20 protein-coding genes and 1 tRNA gene are annotated in these 14,591 nt (G+C 37.3%); 8 read left to right on the forward strand and 13 right to left on the reverse strand.

Going from position 1 to position 14,591, the window contains the following annotated elements; translation table 11 throughout:
- The first annotated feature begins 7 nt into the window (after positions 1–7).
- The 4 genes from EPJ90_RS02470 to EPJ90_RS02485 all read left to right on the forward strand — a co-directional run bounded on the left by EPJ90_RS02470 (position 8) and on the right by EPJ90_RS02485 (position 1,717).
- Positions 8–682, forward strand: coding sequence for a potassium channel family protein (locus tag EPJ90_RS02470; protein WP_161637040.1), 675 nt, complete (start codon positions 8–10; stop codon positions 680–682).
- Between the two features lie 113 nt (positions 683–795).
- Positions 796–1,107 (forward strand): thioredoxin, encoded by a 312-nt coding sequence (trxA, locus tag EPJ90_RS02475; RefSeq protein WP_161637041.1) that lies wholly within the window; start codon positions 796–798, stop codon positions 1,105–1,107.
- Positions 1,108–1,169: 62 nt separating this feature from the next.
- Entirely contained in the window at positions 1,170–1,472 is a 303-nt protein-coding gene (locus EPJ90_RS02480) for a rhodanese-like domain-containing protein (RefSeq protein WP_161637042.1), read from the forward strand.
- Positions 1,469–1,717 (forward strand): metal-sensitive transcriptional regulator, encoded by a 249-nt coding sequence (locus EPJ90_RS02485; RefSeq protein ID WP_003775485.1) that lies wholly within the window; start codon positions 1,469–1,471, stop codon positions 1,715–1,717. The genes EPJ90_RS02480 and EPJ90_RS02485 overlap by 4 nt, the downstream gene beginning before the upstream one ends.
- Before the next feature lie 29 nt (positions 1,718–1,746).
- On the opposite strand, the gene EPJ90_RS02490 is transcribed toward EPJ90_RS02485, so the two are convergent.
- A complete protein-coding gene (locus tag EPJ90_RS02490) occupies positions 1,747–2,184 on the reverse strand; it encodes a hypothetical protein (RefSeq protein WP_202606000.1) in 438 nt (145 codons plus the stop codon).
- A gap of 214 nt (positions 2,185–2,398) precedes the next feature.
- Between EPJ90_RS02490 and EPJ90_RS02495 the strand changes: the two genes are divergently transcribed.
- Positions 2,399–3,844: a benzene 1,2-dioxygenase gene (locus tag EPJ90_RS02495; protein WP_161637044.1), complete on the forward strand. Its 1,446-nt coding sequence runs from the start codon at positions 2,399–2,401 to the stop codon at positions 3,842–3,844.
- 24 nt (positions 3,845–3,868) lie between these two features.
- Here the strand turns inward: EPJ90_RS02495 and EPJ90_RS02500 are convergent, their stop codons facing one another.
- The 4 genes from EPJ90_RS02500 to EPJ90_RS02515 are packed head-to-tail and all read right to left on the reverse strand — an operon-like array spanning position 3,869 to position 6,591.
- A complete protein-coding gene (locus tag EPJ90_RS02500) occupies positions 3,869–4,285 on the reverse strand; it encodes a gamma-glutamylcyclotransferase family protein (protein WP_125164828.1) in 417 nt (138 codons plus the stop codon).
- Positions 4,285–4,926 carry a pyroglutamyl-peptidase I gene (gene pcp / locus EPJ90_RS02505; RefSeq protein WP_003775477.1) on the reverse strand — a complete coding sequence of 214 codons (642 nt, stop codon included), beginning with the start codon at positions 4,924–4,926 and terminating at the stop codon, positions 4,285–4,287. Before pcp ends, EPJ90_RS02500 begins: the two co-directional genes overlap by 1 nt.
- A 25-nt stretch (positions 4,927–4,951) precedes the next feature.
- The gene (locus EPJ90_RS02510; RefSeq protein ID WP_161637045.1) at positions 4,952–5,905 is read right to left on the reverse strand and encodes a DUF979 domain-containing protein; all 954 of its coding nucleotides are present in this window, start codon (positions 5,903–5,905) and stop codon (positions 4,952–4,954) included.
- Between the two features lie 2 nt (positions 5,906–5,907).
- Positions 5,908–6,591, reverse strand: coding sequence for a DUF969 domain-containing protein (locus tag EPJ90_RS02515; protein ID WP_161637046.1), 684 nt, complete (start codon positions 6,589–6,591; stop codon positions 5,908–5,910).
- A 399-nt stretch (positions 6,592–6,990) separates the two neighbouring features.
- Between EPJ90_RS02515 and EPJ90_RS02520 the strand changes: the two genes are divergently transcribed.
- The 3 genes from EPJ90_RS02520 (at position 6,991) to EPJ90_RS02530 (ending at position 9,902) form a co-directional block, all read left to right on the forward strand.
- On the forward strand, positions 6,991–8,223 hold the full coding sequence (locus EPJ90_RS02520) for a DUF349 domain-containing protein (protein ID WP_161637047.1): 1,233 nt from the start codon (positions 6,991–6,993) through the stop codon (positions 8,221–8,223).
- A 61-nt stretch (positions 8,224–8,284) separates the two neighbouring features.
- A complete protein-coding gene (locus tag EPJ90_RS02525) occupies positions 8,285–9,364 on the forward strand; it encodes a hypothetical protein (protein WP_161637048.1) in 1,080 nt (359 codons plus the stop codon).
- Complete coding sequence (locus EPJ90_RS02530) at positions 9,357–9,902, forward strand: sugar O-acetyltransferase (RefSeq protein WP_275065477.1); 546 nt, start codon at positions 9,357–9,359, stop codon at positions 9,900–9,902. The genes EPJ90_RS02525 and EPJ90_RS02530 overlap by 8 nt, the downstream gene beginning before the upstream one ends.
- 22 nt (positions 9,903–9,924) lie before the next feature.
- Here EPJ90_RS02530 and EPJ90_RS02535 read toward each other — a convergent pair whose 3' ends face one another.
- From EPJ90_RS02535 to EPJ90_RS02570, 8 genes are all read right to left on the reverse strand, one after another.
- Positions 9,925–10,671 (reverse strand): phospholipase D-like domain-containing protein, encoded by a 747-nt coding sequence (locus tag EPJ90_RS02535; RefSeq protein WP_125164823.1) that lies wholly within the window; start codon positions 10,669–10,671, stop codon positions 9,925–9,927.
- Positions 10,672–10,800: 129 nt separating this feature from the next.
- Entirely contained in the window at positions 10,801–11,181 is a 381-nt protein-coding gene (locus EPJ90_RS02540) for a hypothetical protein (protein WP_161637050.1), read from the reverse strand.
- 14 nt (positions 11,182–11,195) lie between these two features.
- The gene (locus tag EPJ90_RS02545) at positions 11,196–11,720 is read right to left on the reverse strand and encodes a ClbS/DfsB family four-helix bundle protein (RefSeq protein ID WP_161637051.1); all 525 of its coding nucleotides are present in this window, start codon (positions 11,718–11,720) and stop codon (positions 11,196–11,198) included.
- Between the two features lie 17 nt (positions 11,721–11,737).
- Positions 11,738–12,454, reverse strand: coding sequence for a B3/B4 domain-containing protein (locus EPJ90_RS02550; RefSeq protein ID WP_161637052.1), 717 nt, complete (start codon positions 12,452–12,454; stop codon positions 11,738–11,740).
- A 135-nt stretch (positions 12,455–12,589) separates the two neighbouring features.
- Positions 12,590–13,057 carry a DUF7000 family protein gene (locus EPJ90_RS02555; protein WP_161637053.1) on the reverse strand — a complete coding sequence of 156 codons (468 nt, stop codon included), beginning with the start codon at positions 13,055–13,057 and terminating at the stop codon, positions 12,590–12,592.
- A 107-nt stretch (positions 13,058–13,164) separates the two neighbouring features.
- Positions 13,165–13,247: transfer RNA gene (locus EPJ90_RS02560), tRNA-Leu, on the reverse strand.
- 125 nt (positions 13,248–13,372) lie between these two features.
- Positions 13,373–14,140, reverse strand: a complete 768-nt coding sequence (locus tag EPJ90_RS02565) for a LiaF transmembrane domain-containing protein (protein WP_161637054.1) — start codon at positions 14,138–14,140, stop codon at positions 13,373–13,375.
- A complete protein-coding gene (locus EPJ90_RS02570) occupies positions 14,140–14,577 on the reverse strand; it encodes a LytTR family DNA-binding domain-containing protein (RefSeq protein ID WP_125164819.1) in 438 nt (145 codons plus the stop codon). Before EPJ90_RS02570 ends, EPJ90_RS02565 begins: the two co-directional genes overlap by 1 nt.
- Positions 14,578–14,591: the final 14 nt, after the last annotated feature.

Consider the following 14,591-nt stretch of genomic DNA (forward strand, 5'->3'; position numbering starts at 1 on the left):
CGAAATAATGACAAATAAAACTGTTGCTATCTTAGGGCTTGGATTATTTGGAGCATCGATTGCGAAAACATTAGCGCGACATAAAGTTGATGTTATTGCGATGGATTCGAAAATGGAACGTGTTGAAGAAGTAGCGAATTTAGTGGAGCATGCAGTCCAAGCAGACTTCACCAAACTTGAACAACTCGAAGCTGCAGATGTCGCAAATGCGGATATCGCAATTATTGCATCGGGAGAACGTTTGGAATCCACAATCCTTGGTGTCCTAAATCTCAAAAAATTGGGCTGTAAACATGTTATTGTGAAAACAAAAAATATGGATTACTATGAAGTTCTTAAAAAAGTAGGAGCCGATCGTGTTGTTTTACCGGAAGTTGAAATGGGAAAAAGACTTGCAAACGAAATTGCGAAACACAGTGTAATTGATGCCTTGCGCATTGATGATCGATACAATATTGTTGAGATTCATGCACTCTCATCATGGTATGGTAAAAGCATTAACGACTTAAATCTTCGTCAAGAATACGGTTTTAATATTCTTGGTATGAAATGTGATAATAATCAAGAATTTCAAATTCTTGTGAGTCCAGAATACAAAGTACGCGAAGGTGATCTTTTCTTTGTATTGGTAGAAGAAAAAGATCTACAACGCTTTAATGATCTTGAAGATCATCATGAATAAGAAAAGGACAATCTTTTAAAAGATTGTCTTTTTTTAAGCAAATGTCTTTACTATTATACCGTAGGGGGTATAATAGTGTCATAAGGTAAATAACCAAAAGGAGTGTAACAATTATGACATTACATATAACAGATAAAGATTTTAAAGAACAAACTTCAGAGGGACTTGTATTTGTAGATTTCTTTGCGGAATGGTGTGGACCATGTAAGATGCTCGCACCTGTTATTGATGAGCTTGCAGATAAATATGAAGGCAAAATTAAAGTAGCGAAATTAGACATTGATGAAAACCGTCAAACAGCAACGGAATTTAATGTTATGAGTATTCCGACAATGATCTTGTTTAAAGATGGCGAACCTATTGAAAAAATCAGTGGATTCCAACCAAAACAAGCACTTGAAAAATACTTAGACAGTAAATTATAATTTATAAAGATATTATATAATGTGGCAAGTGCCACATTATATTTTTTAGGAAGGGTATAACTATGTATAAAACTATTATGACCCCCGAATTAGAATCACAACTTGGTCGCAAAGTGCCTTTAAATATAATTGATGTCCGGGATGAATGGGAATATGAAAGCGGTCATATTGATGGCGCAATCAATATTCCACTGGGTGAATTAAACCGTCACTATACCAATCTTTCGAAAGAGATTACGTACCATATTATTTGTCTTACGGGACATCGTTCTCAAGAGGCATCACGTTTTCTTGCGGACAAAGGATATCATGTTGTGAATGTAATGGGTGGTATGTCGATTTATAAGGGAGCGATGTCACTATGACATGTGAAAAACAATTATTAAACCGTTTAAAACGTGCGGAAGGTCAAATACGTGGCGTTACACGTATGCTTGAAGAAGGAGAGAGTTGTCAGGATGTGCTAGTCCAATTGACTGCTGTTCGATCAAGTGTTGATCGTATCATTAAACTCATAGCCGTAGATAACCTCCTTGATTGTGTCGATGAATCGGGTCGTGATCATGAACGGGTTCAAGATGCAATCAACCTTATTGTAAAGTCTCGTTAAAACACATTTAAATACAAAAACAAAAGCACCTATGCAGTAGGTGCTTTTATTTTACATGTTGTATTATTGATTTCATAACGAGTCCAGATCAGTCCGAGAAGGATTAATACGAGAGAAAGTAATTTGTACGGAAGTCCGGCTAAAGGAAGTGCAATCACAGAGAATGCAATTCCGATATTCGCAAAAAATGCAATAACACAAGGGGTACACCCGTAGGTAAGAATTCCGAAAAGAATGGATACAAAGCTGAGATTTGCTCCTTTACTTTCGATACCTTTGAGATCTACCATTACTGTGTTTAATACCATCAACAGGCCACTGAGTAGGGCCATGAGTAGATTCATAAACACATTGATAATAACGAGATAAATACCATATTCAAGCATCATCTCACGGTAACTGAGGTTGAAAGAATCGATGAGCGTATAGATTCCTAGAAAGAAAATCGTAAACAACGCAAGTTTCATCAAAGACCTCGGTGACTTTAATTTCTGCAATGCTTCATTAAACACATTTGTTCACCTCTTATTATTACATAACCATTATACCACAGGGGGTATATATAAAAAGGAATATGCCTCGAATTACTTATGGATTGAATAATATTTGACATCAACACTTTGGGGTGGTATCTTTTTAGAAAGCGCATTCAAATGCAAGGTGTTTTAAGGAGGCGAAATCATGAAATGCGATCAGATTGAGTTGAAGAGTCAGGAAGATGAACTTCCGTGTAGCTCTAAGAAAAAAACAATAAGTATTCCGAAGGTTAGCGGTCATTTTCTAAGTGGATGTTTTGGTAATGACGTAGGTGTAGATAGGCAGTTATGCATTGCTACAAAACCAAGGTATACAGATTGTGATGGGTCGTATAAACATGATTATTCGAAACCAACGAAGTGTTCAATAAAAAAACAACTGGATGAACTTCATGAATGGTGTCAGGGTAAGATATCGGGGCATTTTACGCCACGCTATCACGTTTTGACGTTTACGCAATTTAATCCTCAAACTAAAACAATAAGTGTACGCAATAATTTTAAGTATCTAAACACGGAACATGCGGTGTTTCGGTCGTGTGTGCTCAAGGATGGGCACAGCATTGAAGGATCAAAGTCAAGTTTCAGCCTGGTTTTAGATGTGGGTGAGACTCAAGAAATAAGTATCGATGTACCAAGTTTTTATGAATTTGATGCGATGTATCATCTAAATCTATACGTTATGGACCCTTATACCGATGAAGCGGTATTGTGTCATCAAATACGTCTGCATCATTTGGTAAAGCAAGAAGTAACAATGTCGGAGGAATTTAAACCGCTATCAGTCGTGGAGACACAAACCCGTTGCACGGTAACAGGTGAGAAGTTCTCGTTATCGTTTGATAAAGAAACAGGTTTTATGGACTCATACCGATACGATGGGGATGAAATGCTTTCACGACCGATGTCTTTGTTGTGTAATCGTGGTCCCATGAATTATGAAGACAATGAGCATTGGAATACTTTTACACATGCGTGGGCGCAGGAAGGCGTTAAATCGTCAGCACAGCATTTTTCTATTGTAGTCGTTAATGATTCAAGAATTCGGATTACAACACGTAGTGTGCTTGTAAACGGGTCTGTGGCCCATACGGTTTATAAGATCTTTGCTGATGGACGTATTTGGGTGCGACAAACCTTTAAACCGGCAAATCACTCAGGACTCTCAATGATTGGAATTGAAATTCCATTAAAGCGTGCTTATGATACCTTGGCGTATTTTGGAAAAGGACCCCATGCAAATTATAAAAATCTAAACGATGAATTGGGTTTTGCGGTTTATCATGAGTCCCTTGAACAAGAGGTAAGCTCAAAGACATTTCGAAATCATACACAGGTGTTTTGGGCGTCCCTAACGAATGCATCGAGACAAGGACTCATGATTAAGTCGGATCGAGTACCGTTAAATGTTGGGGCACGCAGAGCACTTGATCAAAGTGTGGAATGGATTGTAGCGGTTGATGTAGTTGGATGGCTCTCGAAGCATGATCCGCAATTTCTAGATGTACATCGTGAATATCATTATGAATTTGAATTGATTCCTGTTTTAAAGGGACAAGAAGATGCGTATTATAAAGTAAAAATGATATAAAAAAACATGCCGATAAGGCATGTTTTATTTTTCTAAGGCTTTGAATGCTCTCCAACTTCCTTCCGGAAGAAGAATTGCTTCATGAAACCGAACATCATGATCTTTAAGGTTATAGAAGTAAACACCGAGCTCTACGGTTTCACCATTTTCTTTGGTAATGGTAGAGGGGATGCGCTTATACTCATCATCATCACGGCCATTAAACCCTTCCATTGCATCAATATCATCGATGATAAGACTGAGGTCTTTGACTGTAATGATTTCACCCCAAACCTTTGTGTCGCCTTCTTGAAGAAGCGCGGGATATCCTTTATAAGGCATATCGTACAAGGTTCCAAGAACATATGCTTTTTCAATTGAAACAACATGTCCATCGACATATTTATTATAATTAAAAAACCCTTCCATTAAAGATCCATAAACAAACATTTGATTATTCATTAGCTGATTGCGCCACCTTGAATCTTATGATCTTCTTTAACGGTTACAGCTGTTGCGATACACACTTCTAAACCTTTAGCGATTTGTTCTAAGGTTAAACTTGGTGCAGTAGGCTTGTCCATAACTTGTTGTGTTGCGAAAGGAACATGAATAAATCCACCACGAACATTAGGATATTTTTTATCAACAAGATAAAGCAATCCGTACATCAGGTGATTGCATACAAAGGTACCCGCAGTGTTCGAAACACTTGCAGGAATTGATGCTTGTTTCATATTCTCAACCATTGCTTTGATTGGCAAGGTAGCGAAATATGCTGCTTTACCATCTTCAAAGATTGTTTCATCAATAGGTTGATTCCCTTCGTTGTCTTTGATGCGTGCATCATCTTGGTTGATGGCTACACGTTCTGGTGTAACCCCAAAACGATTTCCAGCTTGACCAACACAGATGACAATGTCAGGTTGATGTTTAGCCATCGCTTCATCTAATACCTCAACCGATTTGTTGAAGACGGTTGGAACTTCGAGTTTAAGTACTTCGGCCCCTTCGATTGTATCAGGGAGTAATTTAACTGCTTCATAAGCAGGATTCATTTTTTCCCCACCAAATGGATCAAAACCTGTAATTAAAACTTTCATAGATACGTCCTCCTTCAATAATTAATTAGAAAGCTAAGAAATACATCAAGAAGATATGGATTACGAGCATAATAAGAGCCATAGGTGCTTGATATTTAATAATAGAATATTGTGATTTTGTCTCAAGTAAAGCAGCAGGAACAATATTGAAGTTCGCAGCCATGGGTGTAAGTAAAGTACCACAGAACCCTGCTGTCATTGCAAGCGCACCTGCAATGAGTGGGTTTGCACCTTGAGCAAATACAAATGGAATCCCAATTCCAATTGTAATAACGGTAAATGCCGCAAACGCATTTCCCATAATAATAGTAAAGATGGCCATACCAACACAGTAAGCAACAACACCTGCAAAGATGTTTCCATTAGGAATAAAGCTACCAAGTAGTGTTGCGATAAGATTTCCGACACCTGCAGTTGTGAAGACAACGCCAAGCGCTGAAAGTAATTGTGGCAAGATGCTGAATGAACCCATTGTACGCATGAGACGCGTTGCATCATTGACGACCCCTTTAGGTTTTGTTTTTGTAATAATAAAGGTTGCGATTAATCCACATGCTGCAGATAATCCAATTGCAATATACCCTAAAACACCAGCACTAACACCGGGCGCAATTTTGGGTAATACAAAGGAGAATAAGAATGCTCCAATTGCAATAAATACAGAAGGAATAAAGATTTTAAATCCAATTCGATCTGATTGTTCATCACGGAAATCTTGAGAAATTTGCTCAATATCTCCAATATTAACCGTCTTCATAAATGAAAGAACTCCAAGTGCTAAGACAAGTAATCCATTAATATTATTAGGAATATATTTACCTAACATAAATAGTACGGCTAAAATAATCCAAAATGATGCGGCACCGTATTTACGGTTATCATCAATATTGCGGTATGCTGAAATCGCTGTAGCGATAAAAATACATCCGACAATCATATACCACATTTCTAAGAATAATTCCCAAAAATTTGCTGTCATAATTATTTAGCCCCTTTCTTAATACGGCGATCTAACAGAACTGTTTGAACGCCTCCAAGTACTAGAGCAATTACAAAGACTGGAACGCTCCAAAGTGCAATGCCTTGGTGTGTTACGTCATAACCTTGTTCAACCAGTGTTTCAACAATTAAGATAACACCACTTGCATAAGGAAATAAGTTTTGACCAAAGAAGTTACCATAGTTTTCAGCGGCAGCAGCCCCTGCTTTAATTTCTTCTTCCTCGGCAACCGTAAGTGCAGAACCTTTTTCTTGAATTCCAGCACCTTCAGCCATTGGATGAATGAGTGGACGGACAAATTGTGGATGTCCTCCTAAACGTAATGCGCCAGCAGCGGCAGCTTGACGAATTAGTTGGTAAACCCAAATTACACGTCCTGCTGTAAGAACTTTCATTTTCTGAATTAGTTTTACAGCTTGTTCTTTTAATCCATAACGTTCACATACCCCAACTACTGGTAACGTTAGGACAAAGATTGTTAAACCACGGGACTTAACAAAGTTAGAACCCAATGTTTCTAAAATCTCGCCAAAGTTCATACCACCAATTAACGCGGTAACAACGGCAGCGACTAAAACAACAGCGATTGAATCAATTTTCATTGCAAATCCAACAACAATAATAAGTACTCCAACTAGGAGCCAAAGATTAACAGTATCGACCATACACTTCTCCTCTCGTATAGATTTAACTATACGTAAGATTATAAAATGAAACAGGATTCATTACAACTATAAGACGTCGGTATTTTTATGATTGAAGCCATCAACTTCCAAAAACCAACTTATTTTCATGAATATATGCGATAAAAACTAATCACAAATCAAAGAATTGAGGCTTTAAACAGGGAGTATTTAACGGTTTCAGCGATTTTCAGAGTGGAATGCGTGATAAACTGAAAAAATTAATCAAAATAAATGTAAGAAATCGAAAAACGCGCGTTTGCACACATGATTTTCACGTTTCAATCACATATAAATGATATGATTTATTAGATAAAAAAGAAGTGTTTTACACTACGTATGAATTGCGTATGATAAAATATTTTTATTGATAAGAAAGAGGTGTTCGACATTAACGAGAAACAAATTAATGAGACAGAAGAAGTAGTAGAAAAGGAAGTAAGAGAGCCTGAATTTTCACGACATGATTTTGGCTGGGAAAGTCTTGCTTCTGTGGAAACGTCTCGACAAAACCAATTAATTTCAGAAGTATACAGTGTTATGAGTACAGGGGATGATGAACGTATTGAGTTTGTCAAGAAAGAGTGGGAATCTTTATCAGAAGAAGGAATCGATGAAGATTTGGAAGAAAAATTTAAAGCAGCACTTGATCAATACGAACATCGTCAAGAACGACTTGAAAGTGCACGTGCAATTAAAAAAGACTTGATTGAACAAGCCGATCAATTAAAAAAATCTACAGACTGGAATAAAACTGCAGTTAAATTACAAGAACTTCAAAAACAATGGAAAGAAGCAGGGTTTGCAGGTCAAGATGTTGATCAAGAACTTTGGGAAAAATTCCGTGCAATTAATGATGAGTTCTTTGATGCTCGCAGTGCTCATTTCGAAGAGATGACATTGCTTCGTAAAGATGCGAAAGCATTGAAAGAAGCCTTAATTGAAGAAGTCGAAGCTATTAAAGATTCAACGGAATGGAAAGAAACATCCGATGCAATGCGTGATTTAATGACACGTTGGAAAGAAGCTGGCTTTGCGGGACGTGAACATGAAGACCGTCTATGGGAAGTGTTTAATGGTCATCGTCAAAGTTTCTATCAAAAGCAACGTGAATTCTTTGACGGATTGCGTGCAGAACAAGATAGTGCTCGTGAGAAAAAAGAAGTGATTATTGGAAAAGCAAAAGCGCTCGTGGAATCATTCAATGATGCAACGACACGCGAAAATATGGAAGCGTTGTTTAATGAATGGAAAGAGGCAGGTCATAGTGGACGTGATCATGAGCCAAAACTATGGGATACCTTTAGAAGCATTCAAGACGATTTCTATGCACGCATAAAAAATCGCGATTTTAATCAACAAGAATCCCGTCGTCATGAAATTGAAGAAGAACTTGAACTTCTTGATGTACGTTGTGATGCTTTAGAAGAACTCAACGAAAAAATTAAAATTAAGATTGCGAGTCTAGAGGGACAAGCACAAACCAATGATTCTGAAACGTTACAAGAAGAAATTTCGGGTCTTAAAAACAACTATGAAGAAAATGAAGCGAAGCTCGATGAATATGTTCGTGAACAAGCAAAACTTCAAAACGAATTAAATCGGATCTTCTAGGATTAACCACTCTTGCATGAGTGGTTTTTTTATGGTCTAATAAACATGAAAAGAGGATTCTATGAAAAATAAATTAATGAAAGCAACGTTAGTTTTTCTTTGTGCATTTTTAGGATTTGCAGGGGGTCATATGGCCCAAAAATTATCTTTTACCTACAGTATGGGGCCCCTTAATATTTTTCTCGCTTCAATGGGGTTTATCATACTCAGTTTTGTCATTCATATTGTGATGCATGAAACCGGTCATCTTATTTTTGGACGCATCACCGGTTATCAATTTATCTTGATCCGTTTTTTTTCCATTACTTTGATTAAAACGGATCAGGGTTATCAATTAAAGTCGTTAAATATTCCAGGAACAGCAGGGCAATGTTTAATGATGCCACCCAAAACGATGAATGAACCATTTCCAACGCAACTTTATAATCTAGGCGGAATTATTACCAATGGAGTGATTGCTTTAGTGTCCTTAGGTGTACTCTTGGTTGTGCCCGTTGGGCCCTATATGCAAATATTCCTAACACTACTCATCTTACTTGGGATTTTCGCAATTCTGGTTAATGGGCTCATCATGGAAGATACACCCAACGATGGTTATAATGCTTCATTATTGAGACATCGACCAGAATTGCGTCCTTATTTCTGGTTACAACTCTATGTTATTGGCATGAAGGCACTTGGAAAAGGGTATGATGAACTTGATCCTCATCTCCTTCAATCGATTCCACTTCGTGATTGCGACAATCCGATTGGACTCACAGCACAGCTTATTTATATCGAATCGCTATCATCAAATCGTGAACGTATTGCGGCATATGAAGCTCTTCAAGAAATGAATATGATTCCACTTCAAAAAGTTTTGGTTGAGATTGATCATGCTTCGTGTTTGATGTTGGAAGGAGAAATCGTTGAACCGACCCCCATGATGAATACAATTGTAAAGAAAATAAAGGGCAATCCGGATTGTCTTAAGTTTGAGTATTTAAAAGCGGTTGTGGTTGATAAAAACCCAGAACGTGGTGCTCATATCCTTGCTACATTTTTAAAGGATACCAAACATTACCCTTATCGTCATGATGTAGAATTAATCTATAAAGAACTCATGGATTTCGAAGCGAAACAAAACCATGGAAATGTTTGAGAAAATGATTCGCGGGGAGATGTATCGAAGTGATGATCCAACCTTAATGCAACTGAATTTAAAGGCATTGACGTGTACGATTCGAGCCAACTTGGAACCGAGCGGAGCGCTAAGATCAGAAATCTATCGTGAGATTTTAGGAACAACTCCGGAAACCTTTTGTATTTGTCCGGGATTTGCGTGCGATTATGGTATAAATATCCATCTGGGTAATCATTTTTTTGCGAATCATAACTGTGTGATGTTGGATGTCTGCGAGATCCGATTTGGAGATCATTGTATGTGCGGACCAAACGTACAGATTTATACTGCAACACATCCAATCGATCCTACACAGCGTAATTCTGGGTGGGAGTATGGAAAACCGGTAACAATTGGAAATAATGTCTGGTTGGGCGGGAGTTGTGTGATTTTACCTGGTGTTTCATTGGGAAATAATGTCGTGGTTGGTGCGGGTTCAGTTGTGACACAAAGTTTTGGTGATAATGTCGTCATTGCGGGAAATCCCGCGAAAATCATTCAAACGAATGCATATTAAAAAAGTCCGTATTCGGACTTTTTTAATATGCAGGTTCTTCAAAATATTGTTTTCCAATCTCATTAAAATAAAACTGTTGATATTCTTTGTCGTTTAAGAGGGAATCAATATACCGATGTAAATCGTCTACCTCATTTTTTTGATGAATGCTCATGCAGGATTCATAATTTGTATAAAATCCATTTTTTGTAAAGTTCAACGAACCGATAAATGCGATATCATCCACAAGATACAGCTTCGTATGAAGTTTTTGATAACGATTTGTTTTCCAAATTGCGATGGGCATTTTAGGTTCGTAACCATAACTATAAATAGGGGTTTTATGAACTCGATCAAAGTATTTAAAATTTGCAGCGAATAGCAAGATAACTACACTGATTTCAAACCAAAAACCGACACTACCTTTAAGCGTTATGGCATGAGCCAAAATGATGAAATTAACAAAACACCATCCAAGAGCAATCAAACGACCCATCCGTTTTTTTCGAAGTGCATCATCACTTTGAGTACGCGTTTGAGTAAAGAGGGAACGCGCTAATTCTTGATTTGCTTTTTGACCTTGTTTATAATCCCAGGTAAATACTAAACCTGTTGTAATACCCGATTGATGTTGCTGAATCAACTTCTCGACATATTCCTTATTAACATAAGGGGATACAATTTTAATTGTATGTTTGCTTTGATTAAATCGGGCCATAATTTCTTTTCCGGCACCTTTACCAATATAAAGATCGCCATCGACACGATTTAAATTTAAATGATTAGACACAATAAATCTCCTTTAGTAACGATACACATCATAATTAAGGAACGAAATACTTACAAGATTACGCGTTCAATCGCACAAGAAGTGGGTACTAAAAGGGCAAAAATTGCGATAGATTCAATATAAAAGCCATCATACGATGGCTTTATGTTTAACACGTTTAAGTAGTTTTTGTGCATCAATTATATCGAATTCATTCGCATCGATATAAAGGAGATTGGATAACGTCTCTGTTTCAGTAAAATCTAATTTTGGACGGATCCGTTTCAGTGCTTTTTCAATTCTATGAATTTGATCAAAGGGATCCAATGCATCATTTGTTATTATCTCTTTACAAACAATATAATGGTAGAGCAATTCCATCTGATCTCGTTTTGGAAACAATTCGAGTAAAACCGTTTGAATCATCGCTTTCTGTTGATCGCCTCGTGGAAAGATTTTCTTCTGATAGTTTGCGCGATCGTGTTCGAGGACTTCTTTAGGACGAAAATTAAACCAATCCTCAATACTCATGGTATCACTTCCTTTTAATCTATTATATCACGCTTCAACGCCTTATAATGCTTTCTCAATTTTTTTAGAGCCCAGTCATAGTGGGATGAAGTGCCACTAATAAAATAGGCACCTAATGTTGTTGTTTTGGTGAAAGGATAAACCTTACGATCAAACAGGGATTCTTGGGAATGTTGAGGAATTAACGCTACAATTTCTGTGTGTGTTTTTTTGAGTTCTTGAAGCGCCGCGTCCAAAGATGTGTTTTGATATGCTTCCCAAATTTTTTGATTGAGTTCAGGGGTCGTTTTCCATGTATATCCTTTTGCAGGGATATCTGGCATTCCGTTTTCAACGACACCAACCTGGTACCATCCAGCGAGCATCTTATGCCACTCAATAAGATGACATAAAACATCGCGTAAATTTCGATCTCGATCCTCAAGTACAAATGTCGCATGGCGTTCTTGCTCGCTTAAGGCATCAATATAGCTCATGAGTTTATTGAAATTTAGGTTTGCTGCTTCTAGTAGTGCTTCTTTTGTTTGTGGACGTGCCATTATGATTCTCCTTTTAGTTATTCGAGGTCTAGGATTACATTATTCCGGTCCATAATAACATGTTTAACGGATCCGTCAAGATACTTCTCAACACATGTTGCAAGGTGTTGAGTAGCCTTTTCTAAATCGTCACGACGTGTTGGATCGACACACTCAATAATTAAGAATGCATTCGTTGTGTCATCTGTTAACATGGTTCGTTGACCATCACGCCAATTCCAACAACGACAGACCGCACCAACATCATCAACGTATGCGATTTCGCCAGGGAGGGTATTGTCAGGTTCCAAATCGCCAAGTGCTATAAAGTGATCATCACCTTGAGTTTTTATTAACTGTAACGAACCTACAAAGGTATCGATGTCTTCTCCACCGCAAGGAAGGCCATAAGTCAGCGAGATTCCATTATATATATCGACAAGGGGATTAATTGATCCAACCCCATTTCCCTTTGAGACACGCTTTAATAAAGCCTCAATCGATACACGTGCTCCTTTCTTGGTTTTAAATTTTTGATATGCATCACGCCAAACTGCAATGACATCATTTTGACTCAAAACATCTTCGGTAAGATACTTGTGAGCGTCATGATGACTCGCTTCAAGAAATTTAGTAATTGCATTCATAGATTCAGGGTTGATATCCTTGTTTCGGACATTGTGTGCGAGCACAATCCCAAAACAAGCGTCAGGAAATAAAGACCAAAAATCATCGGATATAATAAATTGTTTCATGGAAGTACCTTCTTTCTATATGCTTATTATAGTACACCGGTGCGAGGGTGTGCTTGTAAATGAAATGAAAAAAGAAAAACCATGTTCTAAAACGGCTCAAAATAAAAAAACTTGATCGTGTATCAAGTTTTTCACTTAGAGATAAGCGTGCATTAGAGCATAAGCACGAGGAACCTTTTGGAGAAGGTTTTGTGTGAGTGCGTCAAGATCTTTAAAGTTCGGATGCGTCTCCAAATCGATTGAGACAATAAACCACTGAGGCATCTCCTTTAAACTATTCAAGGGGGACGCTTTAAAGACATCCCAATATTTTTTTTGAATCGGTTTTGTTCGTCCCATAAGCCAAAGCTCAAACTTCATTTCTTGATGATTTAAGATAAGGCCTAACTTTAAACCCTTTGAACGAAGAAAACTATCATCGAAATAAAAATAGGTGTAATCAAGATAGCCATTCAGGACAGATTTCGCTGTGAATGAATCAAGTTTGAAATTGCGCTGAATCGCACTCATTGTGTCAATTAGAAATTTATACGTTGAAGGTATGTCGTTTTTATTGATGCTTTCTTGGTATCTAAGGATTCGTTGGTTGATCGAAAGTTTCATTGTGCTCTCCTTTTCACCAACTATAACAAATTCTTATTTTGAAAACAATTAGAGACCATTCCGGCATAAAAAAGTCATTACCGAAGTAATGACTGTGATTTAATAATTGGTGCGGGCGAGAGGACTCGAACCTCCATGCCGAAGCGCTAGATCCTAAGTCTAGTGTGTCTGCCAATTTCACCACGCCCGCGTATTCACTTTGTATTGCTAATAGATTATAACAAGCCATTTCTAAGAAAGCAATACCCAAATTCAATAAAAATTAAAAAAGATTAAAAATATAAAAAAAGCGGTTAAAAACCGCTTGAAGAGTGATTATACGTATACAATTTTAACTTCACCGAGTGTTACATCGCCATTTAAAGTTAATGTTGGACCATCAACGACCGTATTACGGTGTGGATCGTTTACACTTGCCAATGTATTATCGATATTGTTTATGACATTAATGTTATAAGGGATAAACAATTTCACTTGACCAAACGCGCAATTTACGTCAAGTTGTGCACCTGCTGGATTAAACTGTGCTTGGTCGAAATAGATTGACAATGAAGCAAATGTATTATCAATATATCCACCTGTAAAGTTCTTTGAACGAATATAACGCGTGCGATCGGTAAAAATTGCTTCGATATTTATAAAGTCGGCGTGATCATCATCCCAATAACCGGAACGGTTATGTTGTGTCCCAGTATGGTACTCATAATGATTGCCATCTTCGTCTGTGGCATAGGTTGTACTTTCACGGTATGATTCATACTTCTTAAAATTTACCTGACGTTTACGTCGTTTAAAAATTACTGAAAGACCAATTGCTAAAAACGTACTTGCCCAAAACAACATGCCACCATTCCCATAAATATTAAAATATACACGGTTAATCCAAAGTGCCAAAGTAAGTGGATAAATTATCCCAAAGAAATTTAATTTAGGCATGTTTGAAATTGCGAAAGCAACAAGCGCCACTGTAAAGGCAATTTTAAAGACATTAGGTCCGAAACTATAAAGGTTAAAGGCACTGCCAAATAACCCAAATGCAAGTAATACGAGTACAAATCCCCAAAAATAATCATTTTTCTTCATTAAATGCTTTCCTCCTTTAATCGTTTTTTAATCTGTTGGAAATACATGCGTGAAACATACGTTATTTTATGACTGCCATAAAATTGAACACTTCGGGAAGAGGTGATATTACGCTCGATGGAATCGATTTGATTCAAATTCACGATGGTCGACTTTGATGCTCTCATAAATGAACTGGGAAGAGATGATTCTAATTCATATAAACGATAGTGTGTTCGAAATGAATCTCTGGCTGTATGCGCGTACACAGCATCATCCTCTGTTTCAAAAAAACATATATCATTGAGATTGATCGATATATCTTTCCCACGGTGACTTGCGTGAATCGATTGTGTTTCCAAATTTTTAATTAATTTCTCAATCTGCGGTGTCATTTCACGACATTCCAAAACAACATCGTCTTCAAGTTTTGGATTGATAATAACCTTAATTTTCACGGATGTTCCTCCTG

The organism is Erysipelothrix sp. strain 2 (EsS2-7-Brazil) (assembly GCF_016617655.1).
Lineage (GTDB): Bacteria > Bacillota_I > Bacilli_A > Erysipelotrichales > Erysipelotrichaceae > Erysipelothrix > Erysipelothrix piscisicarius.

Bases quoted from the DNA above. Each gene is read 5' to 3' on its own strand.
- EPJ90_RS02470 (WP_161637040.1), top strand. From the start codon at position 8: ATGACAAATAAAACTGTTGCTATCTTAGGGCTTGGATTATTTGGAGCA.
- trxA (WP_161637041.1), top strand. From the start codon at position 796: ATGACATTACATATAACAGATAAAGATTTTAAAGAACAAACTTCAGAG.
- EPJ90_RS02480 (WP_161637042.1), top strand. From the start codon at position 1,170: ATGTATAAAACTATTATGACCCCCGAATTAGAATCACAACTTGGTCGC.
- EPJ90_RS02485 (WP_003775485.1), top strand. From the start codon at position 1,469: ATGACATGTGAAAAACAATTATTAAACCGTTTAAAACGTGCGGAAGGT.
- EPJ90_RS02490 (WP_202606000.1), bottom strand. From the start codon at position 2,184: ATGAAACTTGCGTTGTTTACGATTTTCTTTCTAGGAATCTATACGCTC.
- EPJ90_RS02495 (WP_161637044.1), top strand. From the start codon at position 2,399: ATGAAATGCGATCAGATTGAGTTGAAGAGTCAGGAAGATGAACTTCCG.
- EPJ90_RS02500 (WP_125164828.1), bottom strand. From the start codon at position 4,285: ATGAATAATCAAATGTTTGTTTATGGATCTTTAATGGAAGGGTTTTTT.
- pcp (WP_003775477.1), bottom strand. From the start codon at position 4,926: ATGAAAGTTTTAATTACAGGTTTTGATCCATTTGGTGGGGAAAAAATG.
- EPJ90_RS02510 (WP_161637045.1), bottom strand. From the start codon at position 5,905: ATGACAGCAAATTTTTGGGAATTATTCTTAGAAATGTGGTATATGATT.
- EPJ90_RS02515 (WP_161637046.1), bottom strand. From the start codon at position 6,591: ATGGTCGATACTGTTAATCTTTGGCTCCTAGTTGGAGTACTTATTATT.
- EPJ90_RS02525 (WP_161637048.1), top strand. From the start codon at position 8,285: ATGAAAAATAAATTAATGAAAGCAACGTTAGTTTTTCTTTGTGCATTT.
- EPJ90_RS02530 (WP_275065477.1), top strand. From the start codon at position 9,357: ATGTTTGAGAAAATGATTCGCGGGGAGATGTATCGAAGTGATGATCCA.
- EPJ90_RS02540 (WP_161637050.1), bottom strand. From the start codon at position 11,181: ATGAGTATTGAGGATTGGTTTAATTTTCGTCCTAAAGAAGTCCTCGAA.
- EPJ90_RS02545 (WP_161637051.1), bottom strand. From the start codon at position 11,720: ATGGCACGTCCACAAACAAAAGAAGCACTACTAGAAGCAGCAAACCTA.
- EPJ90_RS02550 (WP_161637052.1), bottom strand. From the start codon at position 12,454: ATGAAACAATTTATTATATCCGATGATTTTTGGTCTTTATTTCCTGAC.
- EPJ90_RS02555 (WP_161637053.1), bottom strand. From the start codon at position 13,057: ATGAAACTTTCGATCAACCAACGAATCCTTAGATACCAAGAAAGCATC.
- EPJ90_RS02565 (WP_161637054.1), bottom strand. From the start codon at position 14,140: ATGAAGAAAAATGATTATTTTTGGGGATTTGTACTCGTATTACTTGCA.